Raw genomic sequence first — 22,590 nt, forward strand, 5'->3', positions numbered from 1 at the left:
GTGGTGACGAACATTTCTGGGGCACGACATCACGGAGGTGTGCACCATGGCCGACGCCGCACTGCGGCTGACCACTCTCGCGGAGGACCTGCTGGGGTCCCCGCTCCCGGTGCGGCTGCGAGCCTGGGACGGCAGCGAAGCCGGCCCCACGGGCGGCCCCGTCCTGGTCGTCCGGCAGCGCCGCGCCCTGCGCCGGCTGCTGTGGAAGCCCGGCGAACTCGGCATCGCCCGGGCCTGGGTGGCCGGTGAGATCGACGTCGAGGGCGATCTCTACCAGGTCCTCGACCGGCTCGCGGGGCTGCTCTGGGAACGCGCCGGGGAGACCAGGAGCGCCCTGGAGTCCGTACGCGACCCGAGGCTGCGCGCCGCGGCCGCCGCGCTGCTGAAGCTGGCCGGGCCGCTGCCGCCCCCGGCACCGCCCGCCGAGGAGATGCGCCGGCGCACCGGATCGCGGCACAGCAAGCACCGCGACAAACAGGCGATCAGTCACCACTACGACGTGGGCAACGACTTCTACGAACTCGTCCTCGGGCCCTCGATGGTCTACTCGTGCGCGTACTGGACGAACGGCGGGAACGACGGCGGGACCCTCGAAGAGGCCCAGCGCGACAAGCTGGACCTCATCGCCCGCAAGTTGAACCTGAAGGAGGGCGAACGGCTCCTCGACGTCGGCTGCGGCTGGGGCTCCATGGCCATCCACGCCGCCCGGGAGTACGGCGCGCAGGTCGTCGGCATCACCCTCTCCCGCGAGCAGGCCGCCTACGCCCGCAAGCGGATCGCCGAGGAGGGCCTGACGGACCGTATCGAGATCCGGGTCCAGGACTACCGGGACGTCAAGGACGGCCCGTACGACGCGATCTCCTCCATCGGCATGGCCGAACACGTCGGCCAGGTCCGGTACCGCGAGTACGCCGGGATACTGCACGCCCTGCTCAAGCCGGGCGGCCGGCTGCTCAATCACCAGATCTCCCGCCGCCCCGAACCGGACGAGGCGGCCTACGAGGTCGACCCCTTCATCGACGCGTACGTCTTCCCCGACGGCGAACTCGCCCCGATGGGACGCACGCTGGCGACGCTGGAGGACGCCGGCTTCGAGGTACGGGACGTGGAGGCGATCCGCGAGCACTACGCCCTGACGCTGCGCCGCTGGGTGGCCAATCTGGAGAGCGACTGGGCCAGGGCCGTACGGCACACCTCGCCGGGCCGGGCGAGGATCTGGCGGCTCTACATGGCCGCATCGGCGGTCTCCTTCGAGCGCAACCGGATCGGCGTGAACCAGTTCCTCGCCGTGCGGACACCGGAGTCGGGAACCTCGGGCGTGGCGCTGCGGCCGCGCGTGTGGAACGAGTAGGCGCGACCGTGCGAACGGCGAAGGGCCGGGCTCCCGTCGGGGAGTCCGGCCCTTCGCTTCGGGGTCCTGCTACTCGGTCTTGATGGCCGTCAGCATGTTCAGCCTGGCCGCGCTGCGGGCCGGCCACAGGGACGCGAGCACGCCGACCAGTCCGGCCAGGACCAGGAAGATCCCGATCCGGTCCCAGGGCAGGACCAGGACGTAGCCCGGCAGGCTGCTCTTGAACGTCTCGCCGATCGCCCAGCCGAGGAACGCGCCGAGGCCGATGCCGACCACCGCGCCGAAGAGCGAGATGACCACGGCCTCCAGACGGACCATCCGCTTCACGCGGCGCCGGTCCAGACCGATCGCGCGCAGCATGCCGATCTCCTGCTGACGCTCGAAGACGGACATGGCCAGGGTGTTCACGACGCCCAGGATCGCGATGATCAGGGCCATCGCCAGCAGGCCGTACATGATGTTCAGGAGCAGGTTGATCTGCCCGCCGAACAGGTCACGGATGTCCTTCTGGTCCATGACGGTGATGGCCGGGTTCTCGCCCATCGCCTTCGCGAGGGCCTTCTCGTTGGCCGCCGAGGCGCCGCCGTCCATCGAGACGAAGACCTGCGGGATGTAGGACTGCTGCTCGTGGGCGGTGATGATCTTCGCGTCGACGACGACCGGCGAGACGAACTCGCTGTCCTCGAAGATCGCGCCGACCGTCAGCTTCCCCTTCTTCTTGTCGCCGTACTCGACCGGCAGCGTGTCGCCGACCTTCCAGCCCTGCTTGGTCGCGGTCTTCTCGGCGATCGCGATCCGGCCCTCGCCCAGCGAGCCGAGCGAGCCCTTCACGGTGTCGAGCTTGATGAGCTTCTCGATGTCGCCGGGGGTGACACCGGAGGCCGAGACGTCCTTGCCCTTCAGCGTGAACCAGCCGGCCAGCTGCGGTGAGACGGCGGTGGCGCCCGGGGTCTTCTCGAGCGCCGCGAGGGCCGTCGGGTCCAAGCCGTCACCCGCGCCGTCGGCCATGGTGATCATGTAGTCGGCCCGGATCTGGTCCGTCGTCATCTTGTCCAGGGCCGTGCCGACCGTCGTACCGAGCACGGTGAGGCCGGTGACCAGGGTCAGACCGATGGCGAGCGCGGAGGCGGTGGCGCCGGTACGGCGCGGGTTGCGGACCGCGTTGAGACCGGCGAGCTTGCCGGAGACCCCGAAGACGCCCACGAACAGCGGACGGATCAGGGCGATCACCGGGCGGGAGAGCAGCGGGATCAGCACGATCACACCGATGAGGGTGGTGAAGGCGCCGCCCGCGATGAACATCCGGCCGTCCTCGCCGCCCTTGCCGGCGCCGAGCACGATCAGGACCGCGCCGAGCGCGGTGATCGCGGCGCCGATGGAGTTGCGGACCACGAGCGACTTGGTGGTCGCCGCCGCGTGGACGCTGCTCATGGCGGCGACCGGCGGGATCTTCGCGGCGCGGCGGCCGGGCAGCCAGGCGGCGAACATGGTGATCAGGACGCCGACGGCGAGCGCGGCGACGAGCGGGGTGGCGGTGAGGACCAGCGGGCCGCCCGGCACCTTCAGGTCGAAGGCGTTCATCCCGGAGCGCAGTCCGACGGCGAGCGCGATGCCCAGGCCGTAGCCGACCGCCGAGGCGACCAGGCCGACGATACCGGCCTCGGCGAGGACGGAGCGGGTGATCTGCCTGCGCGAGGCGCCGACGGCGCGCATCAGCGCGAGCTCCCTGGTGCGCTGGGCGACCAACATGGTGAAGGTGTTGGCGATGAGGAAGACGCCGACGAAGAGGGCGATGCCGGCGAAGCCGAGCAGCACCTGCTTCAGCGCGCCGAGCCCGGACTCGATGTCCTTGGCCTGCTGGTCGGCGAGCGCCTGGCCGGTCTGGGCCGTGGCGGCCTTCGGGACGACCTTCAGGACCTCGTCGAGCAGCTTGTCGGCGTCGGTGCCGGGGGCGGCGACGACGGTGGCGTCCCGGTAGAAGCCCGGCTTCACGTACTGCTTCTGCGCGACGGCGTTCTCGAAGAGGACCAGGCTGCCGCCGGCGCTGACCGCGCCCTCGTCGGTGGTGAAGACGCCCGAGAGGGTGTACTCCTTCACCGGGCCGTTGGTGGCGACGCGGACCGTGTCGCCGACCTTGTAGCCGCCCTTGGCCGCGGTCTCCTTGTCGAGCGCGATCTGCCCGGCCTGGAGCGGTCCGGCGCCCTGGGTGAAGTCGTACGCCCGGTCCTTGCCGTCGGCGCCGGGGGCGAAGTTGGTGCCCTTGTTGGACCAGCCGACGCCGATCAGCTTGCCGTCCTTGTCGGGCACACCGGCGAAGCCGTCGGCCCGGCCGGTGACGGAGGCGACGCCGTCGAGCCTGCCGACGCGGTCGAGCACGGCCTGGGAGAGGCCGGGCGTCTTCGCGGCCTCCTCGGGGCTCGGGTACATGCTGACGGCGACGGCGACGTCGTCGTAGCTCTTGGCCGACTGGTTGCGGAAGGCCTGGGAGAGGGTGTCGGTGAAGACCAGGGTGCCGGAGACGAAGGCCACGCCGAGCATGACGGCGAGCACGGTCATCAGCAGCCGGGCCTTGTGCGCGAGCACGTTGCGCAAGGCGGTACGGAACATGTGTGTGTCCTGGAGTGGGAGCCCCCATGCCGGGGGCGGAACGTCGAAGGGCCGCGGACCGGGGCGGAGCCCCGGGGTGCCTCAGCTCGTGCGGCCCTTGGCGTCGAAGGCCTTCATCCGGTCGAGGACGCCGTCCGCCGTCGGGCTGATCATCTCGTCGACGATCCGGCCGTCCGCGAGGAAGATCACCCGGTCCGCGTAGGACGCGGCGACCGGGTCGTGGGTGACCATGACGACCGTCTGGCCCAGCTCGCGTACCGAGTTGCGCAGGAAGCCCAGCACCTCGGCGCCCGAGCGCGAGTCCAGGTTTCCGGTCGGCTCGTCACCGAAGATGATCTCGGGGCGGGAGGCCAGCGCGCGGGCCACGGCGACGCGCTGCTGCTGGCCGCCGGAGAGCTGGGTCGGGCGGTGGTGCAGCCGGCCGGACAGGCCGATCATGTCGATGACCCTCTCGACCCACTGCTTGTCGGGCTTGCGGCCCGCGATGTCCATCGGCAGCGTGATGTTCTCCAGCGCCGTCAGCGTCGGCAGCAGGTTGAAGGCCTGGAAGATGAAGCCGATCTTGTCCCGACGCAGCTGGGTCAGCTGCTTGTCCTTGAGCGTGCCGAGCTCGGTCTCGCCGAGGCGGACCGAGCCGGAGCTGAAGGAGTCCAGGCCCGCGACGCAGTGCATCAGGGTCGACTTGCCGGAGCCGGAGGGGCCCATGATCGCGGTGAACTCGCCCTGGCGGAAGTCCACGCTGACCCGGTCGAGGGCGACCACCTGGGTCTCGCCCTGTCCGTAGACCTTCGAGAGATCCGTGGCGCGGGCTGCCACCGCGGTGGCGCGGGACACGGTGGGGGTGGTCGTCACGAGGGGACTCCTGTCACTGCGGGGTGTTTCGGGAACCACTCCATCGTGTCGAGCGTTGAGGGCCGGGTCGTCCGCCCACATGCCCGTTCCCGGGGGCGACTGGAGTCGGACCGGGGGGTCCGGCTCTCCTCCTGAGGTATGACGGGATCCCTGAGACGGGGGTACCCCCCGGGGGATTGCCGTGTCCGGGGGTGTCGAGGCGGCGACTTTCCGTCATTCCGGTGAGCGGATCTTTGCGGCCGCGAGCCCGGTCACACTCCGTCAGACCGGGCCCCACCTGCACTGACGCACACTCAGACGTCAATAAAATAAGACAACATCGGGCCACCGTTCCGCTGAACGGGGGAAGCGTCCCGATAGGCTCATGTGCCAACGCGGAGCCGCGCTCCACGCCCGGATGGTGGAATGCAGACACGGCGAGCTTAAACCTCGCTGGCCTTCGGGCCGTACCGGTTCGAGTCCGGTTCCGGGCACAGCTCCCCGCCATCGACCGTGGCGCGCTCCCTAACGATCTCGGAAAGATCCTCCCCGAGCACTAGGGAGTTTCTTTTGCTTCCGCATTACTCTTGACGCAAGGCCGCGCAGTGCGGCCATGGAGGAGTGAGATGAGGAGCAGCAACCCGGTCTTCTCGCGACGGGGGTTCAGCCGCGACAACGGCTACGCCGGCTTCAACGCGCAGCAGCCGCAGGCCGGGGGCCCCGCCGTCGGAACCAACCCCTACGCCGAAGGCGCGACGAACCCCTACGCGACCAACCCGTACGCGCAGGACACCCAGCTCGGCGCCCCGCAGCAGGCCCGCGGCAATGTGATGACGATCGACGACGTCGTGAGCCGTACGGCCATGACGCTCGGCACGGTCGTGGTCACCGCCGCCCTGGCGTGGTTCCTGCTGCCGGTCGACGAGGCGAACATCGGCAAGTCCTACGGCATCGCCGTGGGCGCCGCCCTGGTGGCCTTCGTCCTGGCGATGGTGCAGTCCTTCAAGCGCAAGCCCTCGCCGGCCCTGATCCTGGCGTACGCGGCGTTCGAGGGTGTCTTCCTCGGCGTCATCTCGGCCGCCGTCTCGACGTACATCTCGCCCGGTGTCGTCGCGCAGGCCGTGCTCGGCACGATGGCGGTCTTCGCCGGTGTGCTGATCGCGTACAAGATGCGCTGGATCCGTGTCACGCGCCGCTTCTACGGCTTCGTGATGGCGGCCGCGATCGGCTTCATCCTGCTGATGGCGGTCAACGCGATCTTCTCGCTCTTCGACGGCGCCGGTGACGGCCTGGGCTTCCGCAGCGGCGGCCTCGGCATCCTCTTCGGTGTCATCGGCATCATCCTCGGTGCCTGCTTCCTCGCCCTGGACTTCAAGCAGGTCGAGGACGGCGTGAACTACGGCGCCCCGCGCGAGGAGTCCTGGCTGGCGGCCTTCGGCCTCACCCTGACCCTGGTGTGGATCTACCTGGAGATGCTGCGTCTGCTGTCGATCCTGCAGGGCGACGACTGACGCACGCCCCCTGTGTGACGAAGGGCCCGCCCGGCTCCCGCCGGGCGGGCCCTTCGGCGTCTCGGACGGGGCCCGCGGGCCCTTCGCGCCCAGGTGCCTCTCCCGGCGGCCCCTTCCGCGTCGCCCAGGTGCCTCTTCCGGCGCTCTCAGCCCTGGAGCGCGGTGTCCAGGAGGGTCTTCGCCGCGTCCCTCGCCCGGGCTGCCGGCTCGGGGGAGCCGTCGATGCCCGCGACGACCATGGCGCCGTTGGCGAGCAGCGCCAGCTGGTCCGCCAGCTCCCCGGGGGCCCCGAGGGCGGCGGTCTGCTCGGCGAAGTACCCCCGCAGGGCCTGCTTGTGGCCGCGGGCGATGTCGGCGACGTCCGGCGAGATGCCGCCCATCTCGCCGAAGGTGTTGATGAAGGCGCAGCCGCGGAAGCCCGGGTCGGCGAACCACTCGCCGAGGTAGTCGAAGACCGCCAGGACGCGCTCGTACGGCGTGGTGGCGTGGACGGCCCCGTAGGCGGCGATGGCCTCCCGTACCGCGCCGTCACGGCGGTTGAGGACGGCCCACACCAGATGGTCCTTGGACGGGAAGAGCTGGTACAGGCGTTTGAGCGAGACGCCGGACGCGGTGCGGATGGCGTCCATGCCGACCGCCTGCACCCCCCGTTCGTCGAACAGCTCCTCCGCGGCCTTCAGCAGCCGCAGCTCGGCGGTGTCGGTGTCGGTGTCCATCGGCCGATCACTCCCAGGGCGAGAGAACCATCGTTCTCCCACCCTAGGAGCATCGGCGGGGACCCGCGCGCGGGCAGGCCCCGCCCCAGGGCGTCAGAGCAGTCGACGGGCCGCCCGCCGGAGGTCGTACTCGTGGATGATCGCCTTGGCGTGGCCGTACGCCAGATCGTGCGCGCCCCGGAGCCAGCTGACCTTCTCCTCGAAGCGGACGAGGGAGGGGCCTTCCTCGACGGTGCGGAGCCAGTCGGAGATCTCACGACCGGTGCAATGGGGGATGCGGGCGAGCAGGTTGCGATGGGTCTCTTCGGAGAATGCGTGGGACATCGGCGCCTCCGGACGCGTGTTGCCGTGTGCTCCTTCCCGACACCGTGCCTGAGCGTCGGCCCGTTGGCAACAGGCCCTGGAGGGCGCGTAGGGTCGCGGAGTGCTTGATACGAGTGAACTGACCGCCGCCGTCGAACGGTTCGCCGACCGTCTGCGGGCAGCCCCGCAGAGCCGCCTCCAGCGTGGCGCCGCGGCCGAAGGCCTCGCGCTGGCCAGGGAGTTGGCGCTGTGGACGCAGCGGATCGAGGAGCCGGAGGAGGCCACCTCGGGAGCCGGGCGGGTCATGCCGGACGCCGGGGTGTTCGCCGTCGCCGACCAACTCCTGGTCGCCGGAACGGATCTGGCGGAGGCGTTGAGAACGGCCCCGGCCGGCTCCCGGGAAGGGGAACTCGGCGAGGCCGTGAGGCTGGTGCGGGAGGCCGCGGGGCGTTCGGGGCTGTAGCTTCCGGTGCTGTAGCTCCCGGCCCCGGCCAGCGGCCCGATGGCGGCCGTGGCGGCCGCCGGGCGGGGTCAGAGGCTGGCGATCACGCGGTCGGCGAGGATGTAGACGTTCTCGTCGTCCGCCTCCCCGAAGGAGAACGTCAGGGCATACGCGCCCGAGACGCCGGAGCCGCCCAGCAGGACCGGCGTACGGCCGGCGCGCAGAGCCTCCGCGAGGCGCTCCGCGGTCTCCCGGTGGCCGGGGGTCATGCAGAGCGTGGTGCCGTCGGCGAAGACGTAGACGTCGAGCGTGCCGAGCGGGCCGGGGCGTACGTCGGTCAGCGCGGTGCCCGTGTCGGCGAGCTCCTCCAGGCGGGCCACGGTGCGCTCGTGGTCGGTGACGACGGGCGTCTGGACCGGCACGAAGTCCGGGTGCGAGGGGTGGCGTCGGCGGGCCGCGGCGAGCTCCGGGGAGTCCTCCGCGTACTCGGTCAGCTCCGGGAACTCCTCCAGGACGCTGTCGACGCCGGGGCCGTCGAGCGCGGCGGCCTCGGCCTCCATCGCCTCCAGGGCCATCGCCTCCAGGCCCGCGAAGTCGGCCTGGCGCGGCACGTAGAACGGGCCGCCGTCCTCGGCGGGGCCGCCCAGGCCGCCCAGCAGCGAGGGTGCGTCGGCCGCGTCCCTGGCCTCCTGCGCCGCCCAGAAGGCGCGCGCCTCGGCGAGCTCGCGCTCGCGCTCCTCGGCCAGCGCCTCGGCGACGGCCGCGCGTATCTCCGTGGCGGGCGTCTGACGCGCGTGCGGGACGGACACCCCGTGCGCGGCGGCGAGTTCGCCACGCAGAGCGACGACCTGCTTACGGAGACCGCGGGCAGCGTGCAGGGCGGCGGCGCCCACGGCCGTGGCGGCGGCCGTGGTCACCAGCAGGGCAAGAGACATGGCGCTCACTGACGTACTCCCGATTCCGAGTCGATCCCCCGACTTCCTACATCAGCTTGTCCTGGGAGTGCGCCCCCTGTCAGTGCATTACGTCACGAAATGGACAGGTATTTGGGCCCGGTGTTTAGCCCCGGAACTACTGTGACCTGGGGGAACGACTCTCCCCCGGGACGTAGGTCACATCCTGGGGGAGATTCGGTCACGGCTGGGACGCGGGACGGTTGGATTCCGCCCCAGAAGGCCATGGGACCGCCGCCGCGGGCCCTCGTGACAGGTTCAACTCAGGCTCAGCTCAGCCGCTCGCTTCTTCGCTCACGCTTCGCTTCACCAGCGCTCAGCTCAGCCGCTCGCTTCTTTGCTCACGCTTCGCTTCGCCTGCGCTGCGGGCAGGTGCCGCCTTCGTTCCTCAGGCGACCCCTACCCTCCGCTCCGGCTCAGCTCAGCCGCTCGCTTCTTCGCTCACGCTTCGCTTCGCCTGCGCTGCGGGCAGGTGCCGCCTTCGTTCCTCAGGCGACCCCTACCCTCCGCTCCGGCTCAGCTCAGCCGCTCGATGACCATGGCCATGCCCTGGCCGCCGCCGACGCACATGGTCTCCAGGCCGAACTGCTTGTCGTGGAACTGGAGGCTGTTGATGAGCGTGCCGGTGATACGGGCGCCCGTCATGCCGAAGGGGTGGCCGACGGCGATGGCGCCGCCGTTGACGTTCACCTTGTCCAGGTCCAGACCCAGGTCCTGGTAGGACGGGATGACCTGGGCGGCGAAGGCCTCGTTGATCTCGGCGAGGTCGATGTCGCCGACCGTCAGGCCGGCGCGCTTGAGGGCCTGCTTGGAGGCCTCGACCGGGCCGAGGCCCATGATCTCCGGCGAGAGACCCGAGACGCCGGTGGAGACGATGCGCGCGAGCGGGGTCAGGCCGAGCTCGCGCGCCTTGGTGTCGGACATGATCACGAGCGCGGCGGCGCCGTCGTTGAGCGGGCAGCAGTTGGCGGCGGTGACCAGGCCGTCGGGGCGGAAGACGGGCTTCAGGCCCTGCACGCCCTCCAGCGTGACGCCGGCGCGCGGGCCGTCGTCCTTGCTGACGACCGTGCCGTCCGGGGTCGTGACGGGGGTGATCTCGCGCTCCCAGAAGCCGTTCTTGATGGCTTCCTCGGCGAGGTTCTGGGACCGTACGCCGAACTCGTCCATCTCCTGGCGGCTGATGCCCTTGAGGCGCGCCAGGTTCTCGGCGGTCTGGCCCATGGCGATGTACGCGTCGGGGACGAGGCCGTCCTCGCGCGGGTCGTGCCAGGTGGAGCCCTCGGACGCGGCGACGGCGGCGGTGCGGGCCTCGGCGTCGGCGAAGAGGGGGTTGTGCGTGTCGGGCAGGGAGTCCGAGTTGCCCCTCACGAAGCTGGAGACCATCTCGACACCGGCCGAGACGAAGACGTCGCCCTCGCCGGCCTTGATGGCGTGCAGCGCCATGCGGGAGGTCTGGAGGGACGAGGAGCAGTAGCGGGTGATCGTGCAGCCGGGGAGGTGGTCCATCCCCATCTGGACGGCGACGATGCGGCCCAGGTTGTTCCCCTGCTCGCCGCCGGGGAGGCCGCAGCCCAGCATCAGGTCGTCGATGTCGCGCGGGTCCAGCTCGGGCACCTTGGCCAGCGCGGCCTGGATGATCGTGGCGGTGAGGTCGTCCGGCCGCAGGTCCTTCAGGGAGCCCTTGAAGGCCCGGCCGATGGGGGAGCGGGCGGTCGAGACGATGACGGCTTCGGGCATCACGGCTCCAGGAGGATGCGGAGAGGGCGGACAGAACGGGAAGTTACCTGTACGTACGCCATGGGTCACCGCTTGGGCGGTGTGACGCGGGCCTCTTTTCTAAGCGAGCGCTCAGTCGGCAGCCGTCGCCGCCGACCGCGCGGCGTGGTCGGCGCCCGTACGGACGCCCGGCGGGGCGGCGTGGCCTTCTGGTCGCCCCGTGCGCCCCGAGGGTGCCCCGCGCCCTCTGAGTGCCCCCGCGCCCCCGCGCGGCCCTCTCACGGTCGGTGGACCTCCTCCGGGGACGGGGCGGGCTCCGTGGCGCCCGGGGGCTCCGCGAGGCGCCTGCGGCGGCGGTGCTTGAGCAGAGCCCAGGGCGCCCGGGCCCCCGTGACCTCCGTACCGGCCTCCTTGGCGGCCTCGGCCGCCGCCTTGGCCACCGGCAGCATGTCCTCGTGGCGGTCCGGTTCCAGCCGGTCCGTCTCCGGCCACACGCCGAGCACCGCGCACACCGTCGGCAGCACCGCCATCGCCGCCGTCGCGTACCCCTCCGCCGACGGGTGGTAGTTGTCCGCCCCGAACATCTCCCGGGGGTTCGCCGCGAACTCCGGGCCGAGCAGATCGCCCAGCGACACCGTCCGGCCGCCCTGCTCCACCACCACGATCGTCTGCGCCGCCGCCAGCTGCCGCGACACCCGCCGCGCCAGCCACCGCAGCGGCTGGTAGACCGGCTCGATCGTTCCCAGGTCAGGGCAGGTCCCCACGACGACCTCCGCCCCCGTCGTCCGCAGCCGGCGCACCGCCGCCGCGAGCAGCCGCACCGACTCCGTGGCCGGCATCCGGTGCGTGACGTCGTTCGCGCCGATCATGATCACGCATACGTCCGGCGGCCCCGCCGGAGACGACAGCAGAAGCGACACCTGGCGTTCCAGATCGTCCGAGCGCGCCCCCGGCAGCGCCACGTTCCGCAGCACCACCGGCCGCTCGGCCACCGCCGCGAGCCCCGAGGCCAGCAGCGCCCCCGGGGTCTGTCCCGCCCGGCGCACCCCCTGCCCCGCGGCCGTCGAATCACCCAGAAGGGCCAGCCGAAGGGGGGCCGAGCCGGGATCGGAGGCCGCGAACGAGCGCCCGTACAGCCCTTCCGCCCCCGGCGGCAGCGGTGCCACCCCGCCCCCCACGTTCCGCTTCGCCAGCTGCACCTCGGCCAGCATCACGCCCACCGCCGCCACACCGAGCAGCCCGATGCTCCCGCCGCCGTACGCCGCGCCCGCCGCGATCCGCCGTGCCACCCTCGCCCTCGACATGGGGGCAGTCACCTCCTTCAAGCCGTTCAGGAAGTAACTGCCCCGTAACCCGCTCCGACTACGCATACGCTGGACGCACCATTACGGAGACCCCGGAGATTACGGTGCAATTCCACGACTCGATGATCAGCCTCGTCGGCAACACCCCGCTGGTGAAGCTCAACAACGTCACGGCGGGTATCCAGGCGACCGTCCTGGCCAAGGTCGAGTACTTCAACCCCGGCGGCTCGGTCAAGGACCGCATCGCCCTGCGCATGATCGAGGCGGCCGAGGAGAGCGGGGCGCTCAAGCCCGGCGGCACCATCGTCGAGCCCACGTCCGGCAACACCGGCGTCGGCCTGGCGATCGTGGCCCAGCAGAAGGGCTACAAGTGCATCTTCGTCTGCCCGGACAAGGTGTCCACGGACAAGATCAACGTCCTGCGGGCGTACGGCGCCGAGGTCGTGGTCTGCCCGACCGCCGTCGACCCCGAGCACCCCGACTCGTACTACAACGTCTCCGACCGGCTCGTCCGTGAGACGCCGGGCGCCTGGAAGCCCGACCAGTACTCCAACCCGAACAACCCGCGCTCCCACTACGAGACCACCGGTCCCGAGCTGTGGGAGCAGACGGACGGGAAGATCACCCACTTCGTCGCCGGCGTCGGCACCGGCGGCACCATCTCCGGCACGGGCAGGTACCTGAAGGAGGTCAGCGGCGGCTCGGTGCAGGTCGTCGGCGCCGACCCCGAGGGCTCCGTCTACTCCGGCGGCTCCGGCCGGCCGTACCTCGTCGAGGGCGTCGGCGAGGACTTCTGGCCCACCGCCTACGACGCGACGGTCACCGACCGCATCGTGGCCGTGTCCGACAAGGACTCCTTCCAGATGACCCGCCGTCTCGCGAAGGAGGAGGGCCTCCTGGTGGGCGGCTCCTGCGGCATGGCGGTCGTCGGAGCCCTCGAGGTCGCCCGGGAGCTGGGCCCCGACGACGTCGTGGTCGTGCTGCTGCCGGACTCCGGCCGCGGCTACCTCTCCAAGATCTTCAACGACGAGTGGATGGCCGACTACGGCTTCCTGGAGGACACCTCCTCCGCCACCGTCGCCGACGTGCTGCGGCACAAAGAGGGCGTCCTGCCGTCCCTCGTCCACATGCACCCGGAGGAGACGGTCGGCCAGGCCATCGAGGTGCTGCGCGAGTACGGCGTCTCCCAGATGCCGATCGTGAAGCCGGGCGCCGGTCACCCGGACGTCATGGCGGCGGAGGTCGTCGGCTCGGTCGTCGAGCGCGAACTCCTCGACGCGCTGTTCACCAAGCGGGCCTCCCTGGAGGACCCGCTGGAGCGCCACATGAGCGCGCCGCTGCCGCAGGTCGGCTCCGGTGAGCCGGTCGCCGACCTGATGTCCGTGCTCGGCGAGTCGGCGGACGCGGCGATCGTGCTGGTCGAGGGCAAGCCGACGGGTGTCGTGAGCCGTCAGGACCTGCTGGCGTTCCTGGCGAACGGCGGGACGAAGGCCGTCGCGAAGTAGTCCGAAGCGTGGGCGGGCGGGCGTTCGCGCAATCGGTACGAGCGCGACACGTACGCGCAGCACCCGCTTAACACGCGTCCGGCACATTGGTCGTTGTCGGCGTCACGGACTACGGAGCGGCTCCCGGACCTCCTCACGACGCCGCGGACGCGGAGACCGGCCCTGACCCGGGCCCGTGTCCCCCGCGGGGACCGCCGTCGTCCCGCCCCCCAGCAATGGGGGTGCGGCGGTCCCCGCGCCACACACCCTCTTCTTTGCTCGGTTCCCCTCCGGGCGCTCATGCGGCTGTCGACGGTCGACCGTGCTCGCCCGCTCGTTCCTCGCGGCCTGCGCGCGTTCTCCCTTTCGAAAGCCGCGCGCCCTCCGGCTCACCTCGCCGGGGTCTACGGGGCTCGGGCTAGAAGTCGTCCGTGTCGTCGCGCCCCGCGCGGAGCGGGAGGCGGCCGCGGAAGGCGTGGACGAAGTTCACCGCTGCGATGCCGAGCCAGGCCACGATCAGGCCCTCCAGGTTCGCCTGGGTGACGGCGATCGCCGAGAGCGGGATCGCCAGGACCAGCGAGATGATCCCGAAGCCGTAGCGCTCGCCGAAACCCTCCGCCCCCGAACCCGGCGGGCGGCCGCCGCGGGCGGCCGCTACCTGCTGTTCGGCCGTGCGGCGCCGCACCTGGCGGTCGATCGTCGTCTCCAGGCTCTGTTCCACCTTGCCGAGGAAGGACTCGATGAGCGCGGACTCGTACTCCGAGCCCAGCTCTCGCCGGGCGTGCAGAGTGGCGTCCAGCTCCTTCTTGAGCTCGTCGGTGCGGGCGGGGTCGCGAGTGTCCATACTCGTCACCGTAGAGAGCGCCGGGCCCGGTGTCGGTAGGGCTGCCCCCCGCTTTTTCTTGCCCTCCTGCATATCTTCATGCAGAGTTCGAGGTGAATGAATAGGCGGAAGGGGGACGGCGTGAGCGACAGCCCGGCCGGACGGCTGCAGGCGCTCTTCGAGGGGCACCGGCTGACACCGACACAGCGGCGGATCGCGCACTGCATGGTGCGCCGGGCCGGCGACGTGGCGTTCCTGTCCAGCGTGGAGCTGGCCGACCTCGCCGGCGTCAGCCAGCCGTCCGTCACCCGCTTCGCCGTCGCCCTGGGCTTCGACGGCTACCCGGCCCTGCGCCGCCACCTCCGCGAGGTCGCCCCCGCCGGCGAGAGCGCGGGCAAGCCCGGCGAGCACAACGAGTACCAGCAGGCCGTCCTCGCCGAGATCGAGAACCTCCGCCACCTCGCCGAGCTGCTCGCCGACCCCGCGCCCGTCGAACGCGCCGGGCGGCTCCTCGCCGCCTCGCGGCCGCTGCCCGTCCTCGGGCTGCGGGCCGCCTCCTCGCAGGCGCGCGGCTTCGCGTACTTCGCCGCCAAGGTGCACCCCGACGTCCGCCTCCTCGACGAGGGCGGCTCGATGCTCACCGACCGTATCGACGCGGCGGTACGGGCCGGGGCCACGGCGCTGCTCTGCTTCGCGCTGCCCCGCCACCCCCGCGAGGTCGTGGAGGTCCTGGAGTACGCCCAGGGCGCCGGGCTGACCGTGGTGACGGTCGCCGAGTCGGCGTTCGCCCCCGTCGCGGCCCACAGCGACCTGCTGATCCCGGCCGCCGTCGGCACCGGACTGGCCTTCGACACGGCCTGCGCGCCGATGCTGCTCGGCCGGGTCCTCCTGGAGGCGATGGCCGACGAACTGCCCGACGCCCAGGCGCGCCTGGAGGAGTTCGACACCAAGGCGGCGGCACGCGGGCTGTTCGTGGAGTAGCGCGTACGGGGGCGGGGCTCAGATCTCCAGGTCGCTCTCGATCTTCTTCAGCTGGTGACGCGCCATCGCCAGGTTCGCGCGGTCCTTGCTCAGCGCCAGGTACAGGAACAGGCCGTTCGTTCCCCGTCCCTTCAGCAGCCGGATCAGGTGGTACTGGGTGCCGAGGGTGATCAGGATGTCCTCGATGTCCTCCTGGAGGCCGAGCATCTCCATCGTCCTGACCTTGGCGCGGACCACGTCCGTGTTGCCCGCCGCCGCCACGGTGAGGTCGAGTTCCTTGCCGCCGCCGATCGTGCCGAGGGCCATGCCGCTGGTGTAGTCGACCAGCGCGGCGCCGATGGCGCCTTCGATGGACGCGGCTTCCTTGAGGGCGGTCTCGGTGTTCGCCATGGGTGTCGCACTTCCTTTTCGGTTTCGGGTGGAGCTACGAGTGGTTTCTGTTCAGGTCTTTGCGGTCCAGGGCCCCGTCGACCAGCTCGCCGATCCGGGCGCTGGACCGCCGGGCCTCCAGATGGAGCCGGCCCACGTTGATCCGGGGCTCGGCGAGCAGCGTGAGCACCGCGGAGCCGCCGGCCGCGTACGTGGCGACATAGCCGGCCTCGCCCCGGACGAGCAGCTCGCGGAAGCCGCCCTGTCCGGTGGACTCGGTCATCCGCTGGGCGACACCGAGGGCCGCCGCGGTCAGCGCGGCCACCCCCTCCGCCTCGGTGTCGACCGTGTCATGGGCGAGGACCAGGCCGTCGGCGCTCGCCGCGAGCGCCCCGGTCAGCTGGGGCAGTCGCGCTCGCAGCCGTCTCAGCTCGCCGAGCACCTCGGCTTCTGCCGACATCAGTAATCTCCTCTCGGCGCGCAGGCGCAGGGCACGCCTCATCACAGACTTGCCTCCAGGGCGTCGCGGAGCCGGCGCAGCAGGGCGATGTCCGGGTCGGCCGCCACCTCGCCGACCCAGGCCGGGACGGTGGGCGGGACGGCCGCCACGGGGTCGGGCGGGGTCTCCACGAGGCCGGCGGCGGCCAGTCGGCGGACGTCGAGAAGCGTGTGGAAGGCGGGGCGGCCCAGCAGCCGTGCGATCTCCGCCGGCGTGCGGACCCCGTCCGCGGCGGCGAGCAGCGCCCGCTGCCGCAGGGTCACCGTCTGCCCCGGGGCGGGGGCGCGCGGCACGACCGGGGCCGTGTCCACGGAGCCGTACGGCCAGACGCTGTCGAGCAGTTCACGGCGCCGTACCGTCTCGCGCTCGACGGCCTCCGTCGAGACCGGCCGCACGGGGCCGAACCAGTGGGCGACCCCGTAGCGGAAGCGGGTCGGGCCGGTGGCCGGGCCGAGGGCGAAGAACGCCGCGTCGAAGACGGCCCCGAGGTGGCAGATCTCCAGCTCGCCGTCGCCCAGCCGGCCGCTCTCCACCAGGAACCTGCCGACCTCGCGCCGGGCCCCGGCCCGGTCGACGGCCTCGTCCCAGCCCTCGCGGGGGAGCCGTCCGCCGGTGGTCAGCAGGACGTCGAGCCCGGGAGCGGCGGGGCTCTCGGCGTGCACGACGCGGCCGTCCACGAGATAGAGCGTGCCGTGGTCGCGGAGCAGAGCCCCGGTCGCGCGCTCGGCGGCCAGTCGGACGAGCATGGGCGAGACGGTCATCCGAGCACCAGCCTCTCGGCGAGGTCGCGCAGTCTGAGGCGGGCGAGGGCGAGGTTGCCGGTGTCCCGGTCCAGCCACAGGTGGAGGAAGACGCTGCTGTCGAAGGCGGTCTCGACGAAACGCAGGACGTGGTAGCCGCTGCGCGTGGTGACGATCAGGTCCTCGACCGGCGGGCCCTTAGCCAACTCGCCTTCGGATAACGGAACGTCGACGCGCGGGCTGACGTCGACGCGCGGGCTCGCGCCCCCGGTGGTGCCGGGGGCCCGCGCCGCGCCCGCCGAGGTGCTGGGGGCCTGCGCCGGGCCCCCCGAGGCGCCGGGGCCCTGCGCCGTGCCGACGGGTCTCGCGCCCGCCGCGCCGCCGCCCGTCCCCGCCGCTGCGGCCGGGGTCGGTCTCGCGCCCGCGAAGGAGTCGTACTCCGCTGCCGCGCGCGCCAGTTCGGCCGCCTCGGCGGCCGTCGTCTCGTGGTCCCCGACCGGCGAGTCGCCCGCCGCGCCGAGGGCGAGCCCGCTGGTCCAGTCGACCAGCCAGGCCCCGCGTGCGCCCGGCAGGCTCATGGCCTCCAGCAGGCACTCGTCGATTCCGGGCACGCGGGTTCCCCTCCCGATGCGGCGTGCGGGCGTACGGCAGTGACCGTGACGTTACTCAACGTTCCGGCGGAGGGTAGGAGTTCTGGCATTTTCCATCGGAACATGCCCTGGGGTTGCTTGAATTCGCCCCCGAGGCGCGCCGAAGGCGGTCAGTCCTCTCCGCGCGCTGCCCGCAGGGCGATCTTGTTGACCCCCCACAGCCCGATCCCGATGGCGAGCAGCACGCCGGCCCGGATGTACACGTCCGCCGAGCGGTCCGCCAGCGGGCTCGCCAGGATCAGGGCGGTGATCGCCCCGAGGACCGGGAGCACGGTCGGCGTACGGAAGTGGGCGTGCTCCACCCGGTCCTTGCGCAGCACCAGGACGGCGATGTTGACCACGGCGAAGACGCACAGCAGGAGGAAGGCCGTGGTGTCGCCGAGGCCCTCGATCTCGCCCGTGACGACCAGGCCGATGGTGAGGGCGGTCGCGAAGACGATGCCGGTGAGGGGCGTGCGGCGGTTCTTCAGCACCTTGCCCATCACACGCGGCAGGACCCGCTCGTTGGCGAGTCCGTAGCAGAGCCGGGAGGCCATCATGATGTTGATGAGCGCGGAGTTCGTGACCGCGAACAGGGCGATCAGCGCGAAGAGTTTCGGCGGGAAGTCGACCCCGCCGGCCTTCACGACCTCCAGGAGAGGCCCGCTGGACTTCTCCAGGGCCTCGTGATCGACCAGGAGCGAGGAGACCAGGGCGACCAGGACGTAGACGGTGCCGGTGACGGCGACGCCGGTGAAGATGGCCCGCGGGAAGGTGCGGGCGGGATCCTGTGTCTCCTCCGCCATGTTGACGGAGTCCTCGAAGCCGACGAAGGCGAAGAAGCCCAGCGCGGTGGCCCCCAGCACGCTCGTCATCAGCGCGAACCCGCTGCCCGAGGCCTCGAACTCGCCGAGCCGCGACGGCTCGCCCTCGCCGCCCAGGACGGCCCAGGCACCGATGCCGAGGATGATCAGCAGGCCGGTGAGCTCGACGAGCGTGAGGACGACGTTCGTCTTCACGGACTCCGACACTCCGCGCAGCGCCAGGCAGGCCAGGGCGAGGACGAAGAGGACCGCGATGAGCGTCGCCGGGATCGCCTCCGTGAACTCCTGGAAGTAGTCCCCGCTGAAGGCGCGGGCCGCGGCGCTCGCCGAGGAGAGCCCCGAGCACATCACCATGAACGCGACGATGAAGGTGAAGAAGGGGACCTTGAACGCCTTCTGCGTGTACAGCGCGGCGCCCGCCGCCTTCGGGTACTTGCCGACCAGCTCCACGTACGAGGCGGCGGTCAGCAGCGCGACGACGAAGCCGATCGCGAAGGGCAGCCAGAGCGCGCCGCCGACCTTGCCCGCGACCTTTCCGGTCGTCGCGTAGATCCCGGTGCCCAGGATGTCGCCGATCACGAAGAGGATCAGCAGCTTGGGCCCGATCGCGCGTTTCAGCGCGGGCTGCCCTGCCGGTGAGGGCTCTTCGGGCGCGGGCTGTTCGGATCGTGGTGCGGTGGTCATGGAGGTCCTCCCGTGCGGCGTCACAAGATTGCCTGCCCGGGGGCCCGTCATGTGATGCCCGCCATACCGTCACTCGTACGAGCGAACAAACGTACGGGCAAGGGTCAGTGGCGCCGCTCCAGCGAGGCCGCGACGTCGTCCAGGTCCTTCGCCAGCGCCCGGCTCGCCGCCCTGGCGCCGAGGCCGCTCAGCAGCTTGGCGAGAAACCCCAGGCGGTTCCCCTCGGCAGGGCCTCCCTGGAACGTCATCCGCACCACGGTCGCCCCGTCACCCTCCGGGCGCAGCGCGATCTCTGAGACGTAGTGCATGCCGTGCGAGTCGGCCACCGTCACATAGCGGTCCGGCGCCTCGGCCTCGGTCACGGTCATCTCCTCCGTGGCCTGCTTGCCGAACATCGTCCGGGTCTCGCGCCAGCGCGTGCCGACGCCGAAGGCTCCCTCGGTGAGCACCTCGATCCTGTCCACGCCGCTGAGGATCCGCTCCATGCCCTCCAGGTCCGTGATCGCCTCCCAGACCGGTCCGGGGGGCGCCTGGATCCGGCGTTCGACGACGATGCTCTTCATGGCCATGGCTCCATGGAAGCACCGGGCTCGGACAATCGCCTGCGTTGTCAGCCCAGGAGGAGTGCGGCCGCAGTCGGTCCCGGAGTGCGGCCGCTGTCGGCCCAGGGACGCCCCCGTTGTCAGCCGAGGAGTGCGTCCGCCTCGCCGCCGCCCGCCTCGGCGACGATCTCGTCCAGGCTCTGCGCCGTCCGTACGGCCGAGAAGGAGACGGCGTCGTCCGCGACGGTGAAGCCGTGGACGGCCGGCCGGGGGAGGCTGTTGTACGCGTAGTGGTGGGCGAAGTAGTACGCGCCGGTGTCCGGCACCGCCACGATGTCACCCGGCCGCAGCAGGGGCAGCGAGCGCGCGGTGGCGAGCAGGTCCCCGGCGAAGCAGGCGGGGCCGGCCACGTCCTGGACGGTCTCCTCCCCCTCGCGGGGCCGGCCCTCGGAGTCGTACGCGAGGACGCGCAGTGGCCAGGACGCCGGACCGTAGACGGTACGGGTGGCGACCTGGACCCCCGCGTGGGTGACCGCGATGGGGCGGGCGCCGGAGGTCTTGGTGTACTCGACGCGGGCGAGGATCGTGCCGTGCCTGGCGAGCAGCGAGCGGCCGAACTCGGTGACGAGCCCGTACCGCCCGTCGAGGAGGCCCGGGGCGGTCTCGGCGAGCAGCGCCGCGTAGTCGGCGAAGGTCGGCGTGTCCTCGTCGGAGGCGAAGTTCACCGGCAGGCCGCCGCCGATGTCGAGGGTGTCGATCTGCTGCCGCCCGGCCTTGGCGTTGATCTCCTCGGCGAGGTCGTAGGCGGCGGCGACGCCCTCGGCCATGAGGGAGAGCGGGACGCCCTGGGAGCCGGTGTGGGTGTGCAGCCGGGTGAGCCAGGGCCGGTCGAGGTATGCCTGGACGACGGCCTCCCGCGCGCCCTCGTCCCGGAGCGCCACCCCGAACTTGGAGGTGGCGGTCGCGGTCGACAGGGCTCCGATCGAGCCGGCTCCGACCTGCGGGTTCACCCGGATCCCCAAGGGTGAGGCGGTCGGCGCGGAGGCGATGAGGGCGTCGAGCCTGGCCAGTTCCTGGAGGTTGTCGGCGTTGACCGCGATCCCGAGCGCGAGGGCCTGGCGCAGCTCGGCGGGCGTCTTGGCGGGCGAGTCGAGCACGGTACGGGACGGGGCGACGCCGGCCGCGCGGGCCAGGGCCAGCTCGCCCGGGCTCGCGACCTCGACGCCGAGCCCGCACGCGTCCAGCAGGCGCAGGACGGGCACGAGCGGGCAGGCCTTCACGGCGAAGGCGTGCAGGACGGGGGCGTCGGTGACCGCCGCGAAGGCGGAGACGAGGGCGGCGGCCGAGGCGCGCACGCCGGCGGTGTCGAGGAGCGCGACGATCTGTCCGGAGGGGTCGTCGGGGGAGAGGAGGCCCTGCTCGACGGCGGCGCGGACGGCCTGATCGCGACGGTGGGATGCCATGGATCCATGGGACCACCGCGACGGGTGGCGCCGCAGCTGTTGACTACAACTATTCATCAGGCCAGGATGTGAATAGTTACGTCACATCGGAGGAGGCACCCATGTCAGGACCCCGCCCCGTACGGGCCCCGCGCGGTACGGAACTGAGCACCCTGGGATGGCAGCAGGAGGCCGCCCTCCGGATGCTGCAGAACAATCTCGACCCCGAGGTCGCCGAGCACCCCGACAAGCTCGTCGTCTACGGCGGGACCGGGAAGGCCGCGCGCGACTGGCGCTCCTTCGACGCCATGGTGCGTACGCTGCGGACCCTCAAGCAGGACGAGACGATGCTCGTCCAGTCCGGCCGCCCGGTGGGCGTCATGCAGACGCACGAGTGGGCCCCCCGCGTGCTCATCGCCAACTCCAACCTGGTCGGCGACTGGGCGAACTGGGAGGAGTTCCGGCGCCTGGAGCAGCTCGGCCTCACCATGTACGGCCAGATGACCGCCGGCTCCTGGATCTACATCGGCACCCAGGGCATCCTCCAGGGCACCTACGAGACGTTCGCCGCCGTCGCCGCCAAGAAGTTCAACGGGACGCTGGCCGGGACGATCACCCTCACCGCCGGCCTCGGCGGCATGGGCGGCGCCCAACCGCTCGCCGTGACGATGAACGACGGCGTCGCGATCTGCATCGACGTCGACCCGCGCGCCATCGAGCGCCGCATCGAGCACCGCTACCTGGACGTGAAGGCCGACAACCTCGCCCACGCCCTTGCGCTGGCGACCGAGGCGCGCGACGCCCGCGGCCCGCTCTCCATCGGCCTCCTCGGCAACGCGGCCGAACTGCTGCCCCAGATGCTCGCCGAGGGCGCCCCGATCGACATCGTGACCGACCAGACCTCGGCCCACGACCCGCTCTCCTACCTGCCGGTGGGCGTCGACTTCGACGACATGGCGAGCGCCGCCGCCAAGGACCCGGCGGGCTTCACCACCCGCGCCCGCGAGTCCATGGCGAAGCACGTCGAGGCCATGGTCGGCTTCATGGACGCCGGCGCCGAGGTCTTCGACTACGGCAACTCCATCCGCGGCGAGGCCCAGCTGGCCGGCTACGACCGGGCGTTCGCCTTCCCCGGCTTCGTACCGGCCTACATCCGTCCGCTCTTCTGCGAGGGCAAGGGCCCCTTCCGCTGGGCGGCCCTCTCCGGCGAGGCCTCGGACATCCACAAGACCGACAAGGCGATGCTGGAGCTCTTCCCCGAGAACGAGTCCCTCCACCGCTGGATCAAGATGGCCGGCGAGCGCGTCCACTTCCAGGGGCTCCCGGCGCGCATCTGCTGGCTCGGCTACGGCGAGCGGGACAAGGCCGGCGAGCGCTTCAACGACATGGTCGCCTCCGGCGAGCTCGCCGCCCCGCTCGCCATCGGCCGCGACCACCTCGACTGCGGCTCGGTCGCCTCCCCGTACCGCGAGACCGAGGCCATGCTCGACGGCTCCGACGCCATCGCCGACTGGCCGCTCCTCAACGCCATGGTCAACGTCGCCTCCGGCGCCTCCTGGGTCTCCCTCCACCACGGCGGCGGCGTCGGCATGGGCCGCTCCATCCACGCGGGCCAGGTCACCGTCGCCGACGGCACGCCGCTGGCCGGCGAGAAGATCCGCCGCGTCCTGACCAACGACCCCGGCATGGGCGTCATCCGCCACGTCGACGCGGGCTACGACATCGCCGAGAGCGTCGCGGACGACAAGGGCGTACGCGTCCCGATGCGCGAGGACGGCTCCGCGTGAGCGACACCTTCCACGCCATGTGGCGGTCGCTGCGGCCCATCGGCCGCAGCGA

21 protein-coding genes and 1 tRNA gene are annotated in these 22,590 nt (G+C 71.7%); 7 read left to right on the forward strand and 15 right to left on the reverse strand.

Annotation, left to right across the window (positions count from 1 at the left end):
- Window positions 1–46: 46 nt before the first annotated feature.
- A complete protein-coding gene (locus tag M5362_RS25700) occupies window positions 47–1,351 on the forward strand; it encodes a cyclopropane-fatty-acyl-phospholipid synthase family protein (RefSeq protein ID WP_260230117.1) in 1,305 nt (434 codons plus the stop codon).
- 69 nt (window positions 1,352–1,420) lie between these two features.
- Here M5362_RS25700 and M5362_RS25705 read toward each other — a convergent pair whose 3' ends face one another.
- Complete coding sequence (locus M5362_RS25705) at window positions 1,421–3,958, reverse strand: ABC transporter permease (RefSeq protein WP_260230118.1); 2,538 nt, start codon at window positions 3,956–3,958, stop codon at window positions 1,421–1,423.
- 81 nt (window positions 3,959–4,039) lie between these two features.
- Complete coding sequence (locus M5362_RS25710; protein ID WP_260230119.1) at window positions 4,040–4,810, reverse strand: ABC transporter ATP-binding protein; 771 nt, start codon at window positions 4,808–4,810, stop codon at window positions 4,040–4,042.
- 391 nt (window positions 4,811–5,201) lie between these two features.
- On the opposite strand from M5362_RS25710, the gene M5362_RS25715 reads away from it, so the two are divergent.
- Both M5362_RS25715 and M5362_RS25720 read left to right on the forward strand, forming a co-directional pair.
- A tRNA-Leu gene (locus M5362_RS25715) sits at window positions 5,202–5,283 on the forward strand.
- A gap of 132 nt (window positions 5,284–5,415) precedes the next feature.
- Entirely contained in the window at window positions 5,416–6,300 is an 885-nt protein-coding gene (locus M5362_RS25720; RefSeq protein ID WP_260230120.1) for a Bax inhibitor-1/YccA family protein, read from the forward strand.
- A 146-nt stretch (window positions 6,301–6,446) separates the two neighbouring features.
- On the opposite strand, the gene M5362_RS25725 is transcribed toward M5362_RS25720, so the two are convergent.
- Together M5362_RS25725 and M5362_RS25730 are read right to left on the reverse strand one after the other, a co-directional pair.
- A complete protein-coding gene (locus tag M5362_RS25725) occupies window positions 6,447–7,016 on the reverse strand; it encodes a TetR/AcrR family transcriptional regulator (RefSeq protein ID WP_260230121.1) in 570 nt (189 codons plus the stop codon).
- A gap of 93 nt (window positions 7,017–7,109) precedes the next feature.
- On the reverse strand, window positions 7,110–7,340 hold the full coding sequence (locus M5362_RS25730) for a DUF4287 domain-containing protein (protein ID WP_260230122.1): 231 nt from the start codon (window positions 7,338–7,340) through the stop codon (window positions 7,110–7,112).
- 100 nt (window positions 7,341–7,440) lie between these two features.
- Here M5362_RS25730 and M5362_RS25735 point away from each other — a divergent pair, with 100 nt between their 5' ends.
- Entirely contained in the window at window positions 7,441–7,782 is a 342-nt protein-coding gene (locus M5362_RS25735) for a hypothetical protein (protein WP_260230123.1), read from the forward strand.
- A gap of 68 nt (window positions 7,783–7,850) precedes the next feature.
- On the opposite strand, the gene M5362_RS25740 is transcribed toward M5362_RS25735, so the two are convergent.
- The 3 genes from M5362_RS25740 to M5362_RS25750 form a co-directional block, all read right to left on the reverse strand.
- On the reverse strand, window positions 7,851–8,696 hold the full coding sequence (locus M5362_RS25740) for a hypothetical protein (RefSeq protein ID WP_260230124.1): 846 nt from the start codon (window positions 8,694–8,696) through the stop codon (window positions 7,851–7,853).
- A gap of 534 nt (window positions 8,697–9,230) precedes the next feature.
- Window positions 9,231–10,451 carry an acetyl-CoA C-acetyltransferase gene (locus tag M5362_RS25745; protein ID WP_260230125.1) on the reverse strand — a complete coding sequence of 407 codons (1,221 nt, stop codon included), beginning with the start codon at window positions 10,449–10,451 and terminating at the stop codon, window positions 9,231–9,233.
- 257 nt (window positions 10,452–10,708) lie between these two features.
- A complete protein-coding gene (locus M5362_RS25750; protein ID WP_260230213.1) occupies window positions 10,709–11,719 on the reverse strand; it encodes an SGNH/GDSL hydrolase family protein in 1,011 nt (336 codons plus the stop codon).
- Window positions 11,720–11,838: 119 nt separating this feature from the next.
- Between M5362_RS25750 and M5362_RS25755 the strand changes: the two genes are divergently transcribed.
- Entirely contained in the window at window positions 11,839–13,239 is a 1,401-nt protein-coding gene (locus tag M5362_RS25755) for a cystathionine beta-synthase (protein ID WP_260230126.1), read from the forward strand.
- Between the two features lie 397 nt (window positions 13,240–13,636).
- Here M5362_RS25755 and M5362_RS25760 read toward each other — a convergent pair whose 3' ends face one another.
- Window positions 13,637–14,062 carry a hypothetical protein gene (locus tag M5362_RS25760; protein ID WP_260230127.1) on the reverse strand — a complete coding sequence of 142 codons (426 nt, stop codon included), beginning with the start codon at window positions 14,060–14,062 and terminating at the stop codon, window positions 13,637–13,639.
- Between the two features lie 120 nt (window positions 14,063–14,182).
- Here M5362_RS25760 and M5362_RS25765 point away from each other — a divergent pair, with 120 nt between their 5' ends.
- Entirely contained in the window at window positions 14,183–15,022 is an 840-nt protein-coding gene (locus M5362_RS25765) for a MurR/RpiR family transcriptional regulator (RefSeq protein ID WP_260230128.1), read from the forward strand.
- A gap of 18 nt (window positions 15,023–15,040) precedes the next feature.
- Here the strand turns inward: M5362_RS25765 and M5362_RS25770 are convergent, their stop codons facing one another.
- The 7 genes from M5362_RS25770 to M5362_RS25800 all read right to left on the reverse strand — a co-directional run bounded on the left by M5362_RS25770 (window position 15,041) and on the right by M5362_RS25800 (window position 20,772).
- The gene (locus M5362_RS25770) at window positions 15,041–15,412 is read right to left on the reverse strand and encodes a hypothetical protein (protein ID WP_260230129.1); all 372 of its coding nucleotides are present in this window, start codon (window positions 15,410–15,412) and stop codon (window positions 15,041–15,043) included.
- A gap of 34 nt (window positions 15,413–15,446) precedes the next feature.
- On the reverse strand, window positions 15,447–15,893 hold the full coding sequence (locus tag M5362_RS25775) for a roadblock/LC7 domain-containing protein (RefSeq protein ID WP_260230130.1): 447 nt from the start codon (window positions 15,891–15,893) through the stop codon (window positions 15,447–15,449).
- On the reverse strand, window positions 15,893–16,651 hold the full coding sequence (locus tag M5362_RS25780; protein WP_374214526.1) for a transcriptional regulator: 759 nt from the start codon (window positions 16,649–16,651) through the stop codon (window positions 15,893–15,895). Before M5362_RS25780 ends, M5362_RS25775 begins: the two co-directional genes overlap by 1 nt.
- Complete coding sequence (locus tag M5362_RS33350) at window positions 16,648–17,241, reverse strand: hypothetical protein (protein ID WP_261366451.1); 594 nt, start codon at window positions 17,239–17,241, stop codon at window positions 16,648–16,650. Before M5362_RS33350 ends, M5362_RS25780 begins: the two co-directional genes overlap by 4 nt.
- Window positions 17,242–17,390: 149 nt before the next feature.
- Entirely contained in the window at window positions 17,391–18,767 is a 1,377-nt protein-coding gene (locus M5362_RS25790) for an APC family permease (protein WP_260230132.1), read from the reverse strand.
- 104 nt (window positions 18,768–18,871) lie between these two features.
- Window positions 18,872–19,336: an SRPBCC family protein gene (locus tag M5362_RS25795; protein WP_260230133.1), complete on the reverse strand. Its 465-nt coding sequence runs from the start codon at window positions 19,334–19,336 to the stop codon at window positions 18,872–18,874.
- Between the two features lie 113 nt (window positions 19,337–19,449).
- Window positions 19,450–20,772: a diaminopimelate decarboxylase gene (locus tag M5362_RS25800; RefSeq protein WP_260230134.1), complete on the reverse strand. Its 1,323-nt coding sequence runs from the start codon at window positions 20,770–20,772 to the stop codon at window positions 19,450–19,452.
- 101 nt (window positions 20,773–20,873) lie between these two features.
- Here M5362_RS25800 and hutU point away from each other — a divergent pair, with 101 nt between their 5' ends.
- Window positions 20,874–22,538 (forward strand): urocanate hydratase, encoded by a 1,665-nt coding sequence (gene hutU / locus M5362_RS25805; RefSeq protein WP_260230135.1) that lies wholly within the window; start codon window positions 20,874–20,876, stop codon window positions 22,536–22,538.
- Window positions 22,539–22,590: the final 52 nt, after the last annotated feature.

The sequence above is a fragment of the Streptomyces sp. Je 1-79 genome (genome assembly GCF_025195125.1).
GTDB lineage: Bacteria > Actinomycetota > Actinomycetes > Streptomycetales > Streptomycetaceae > Streptomyces.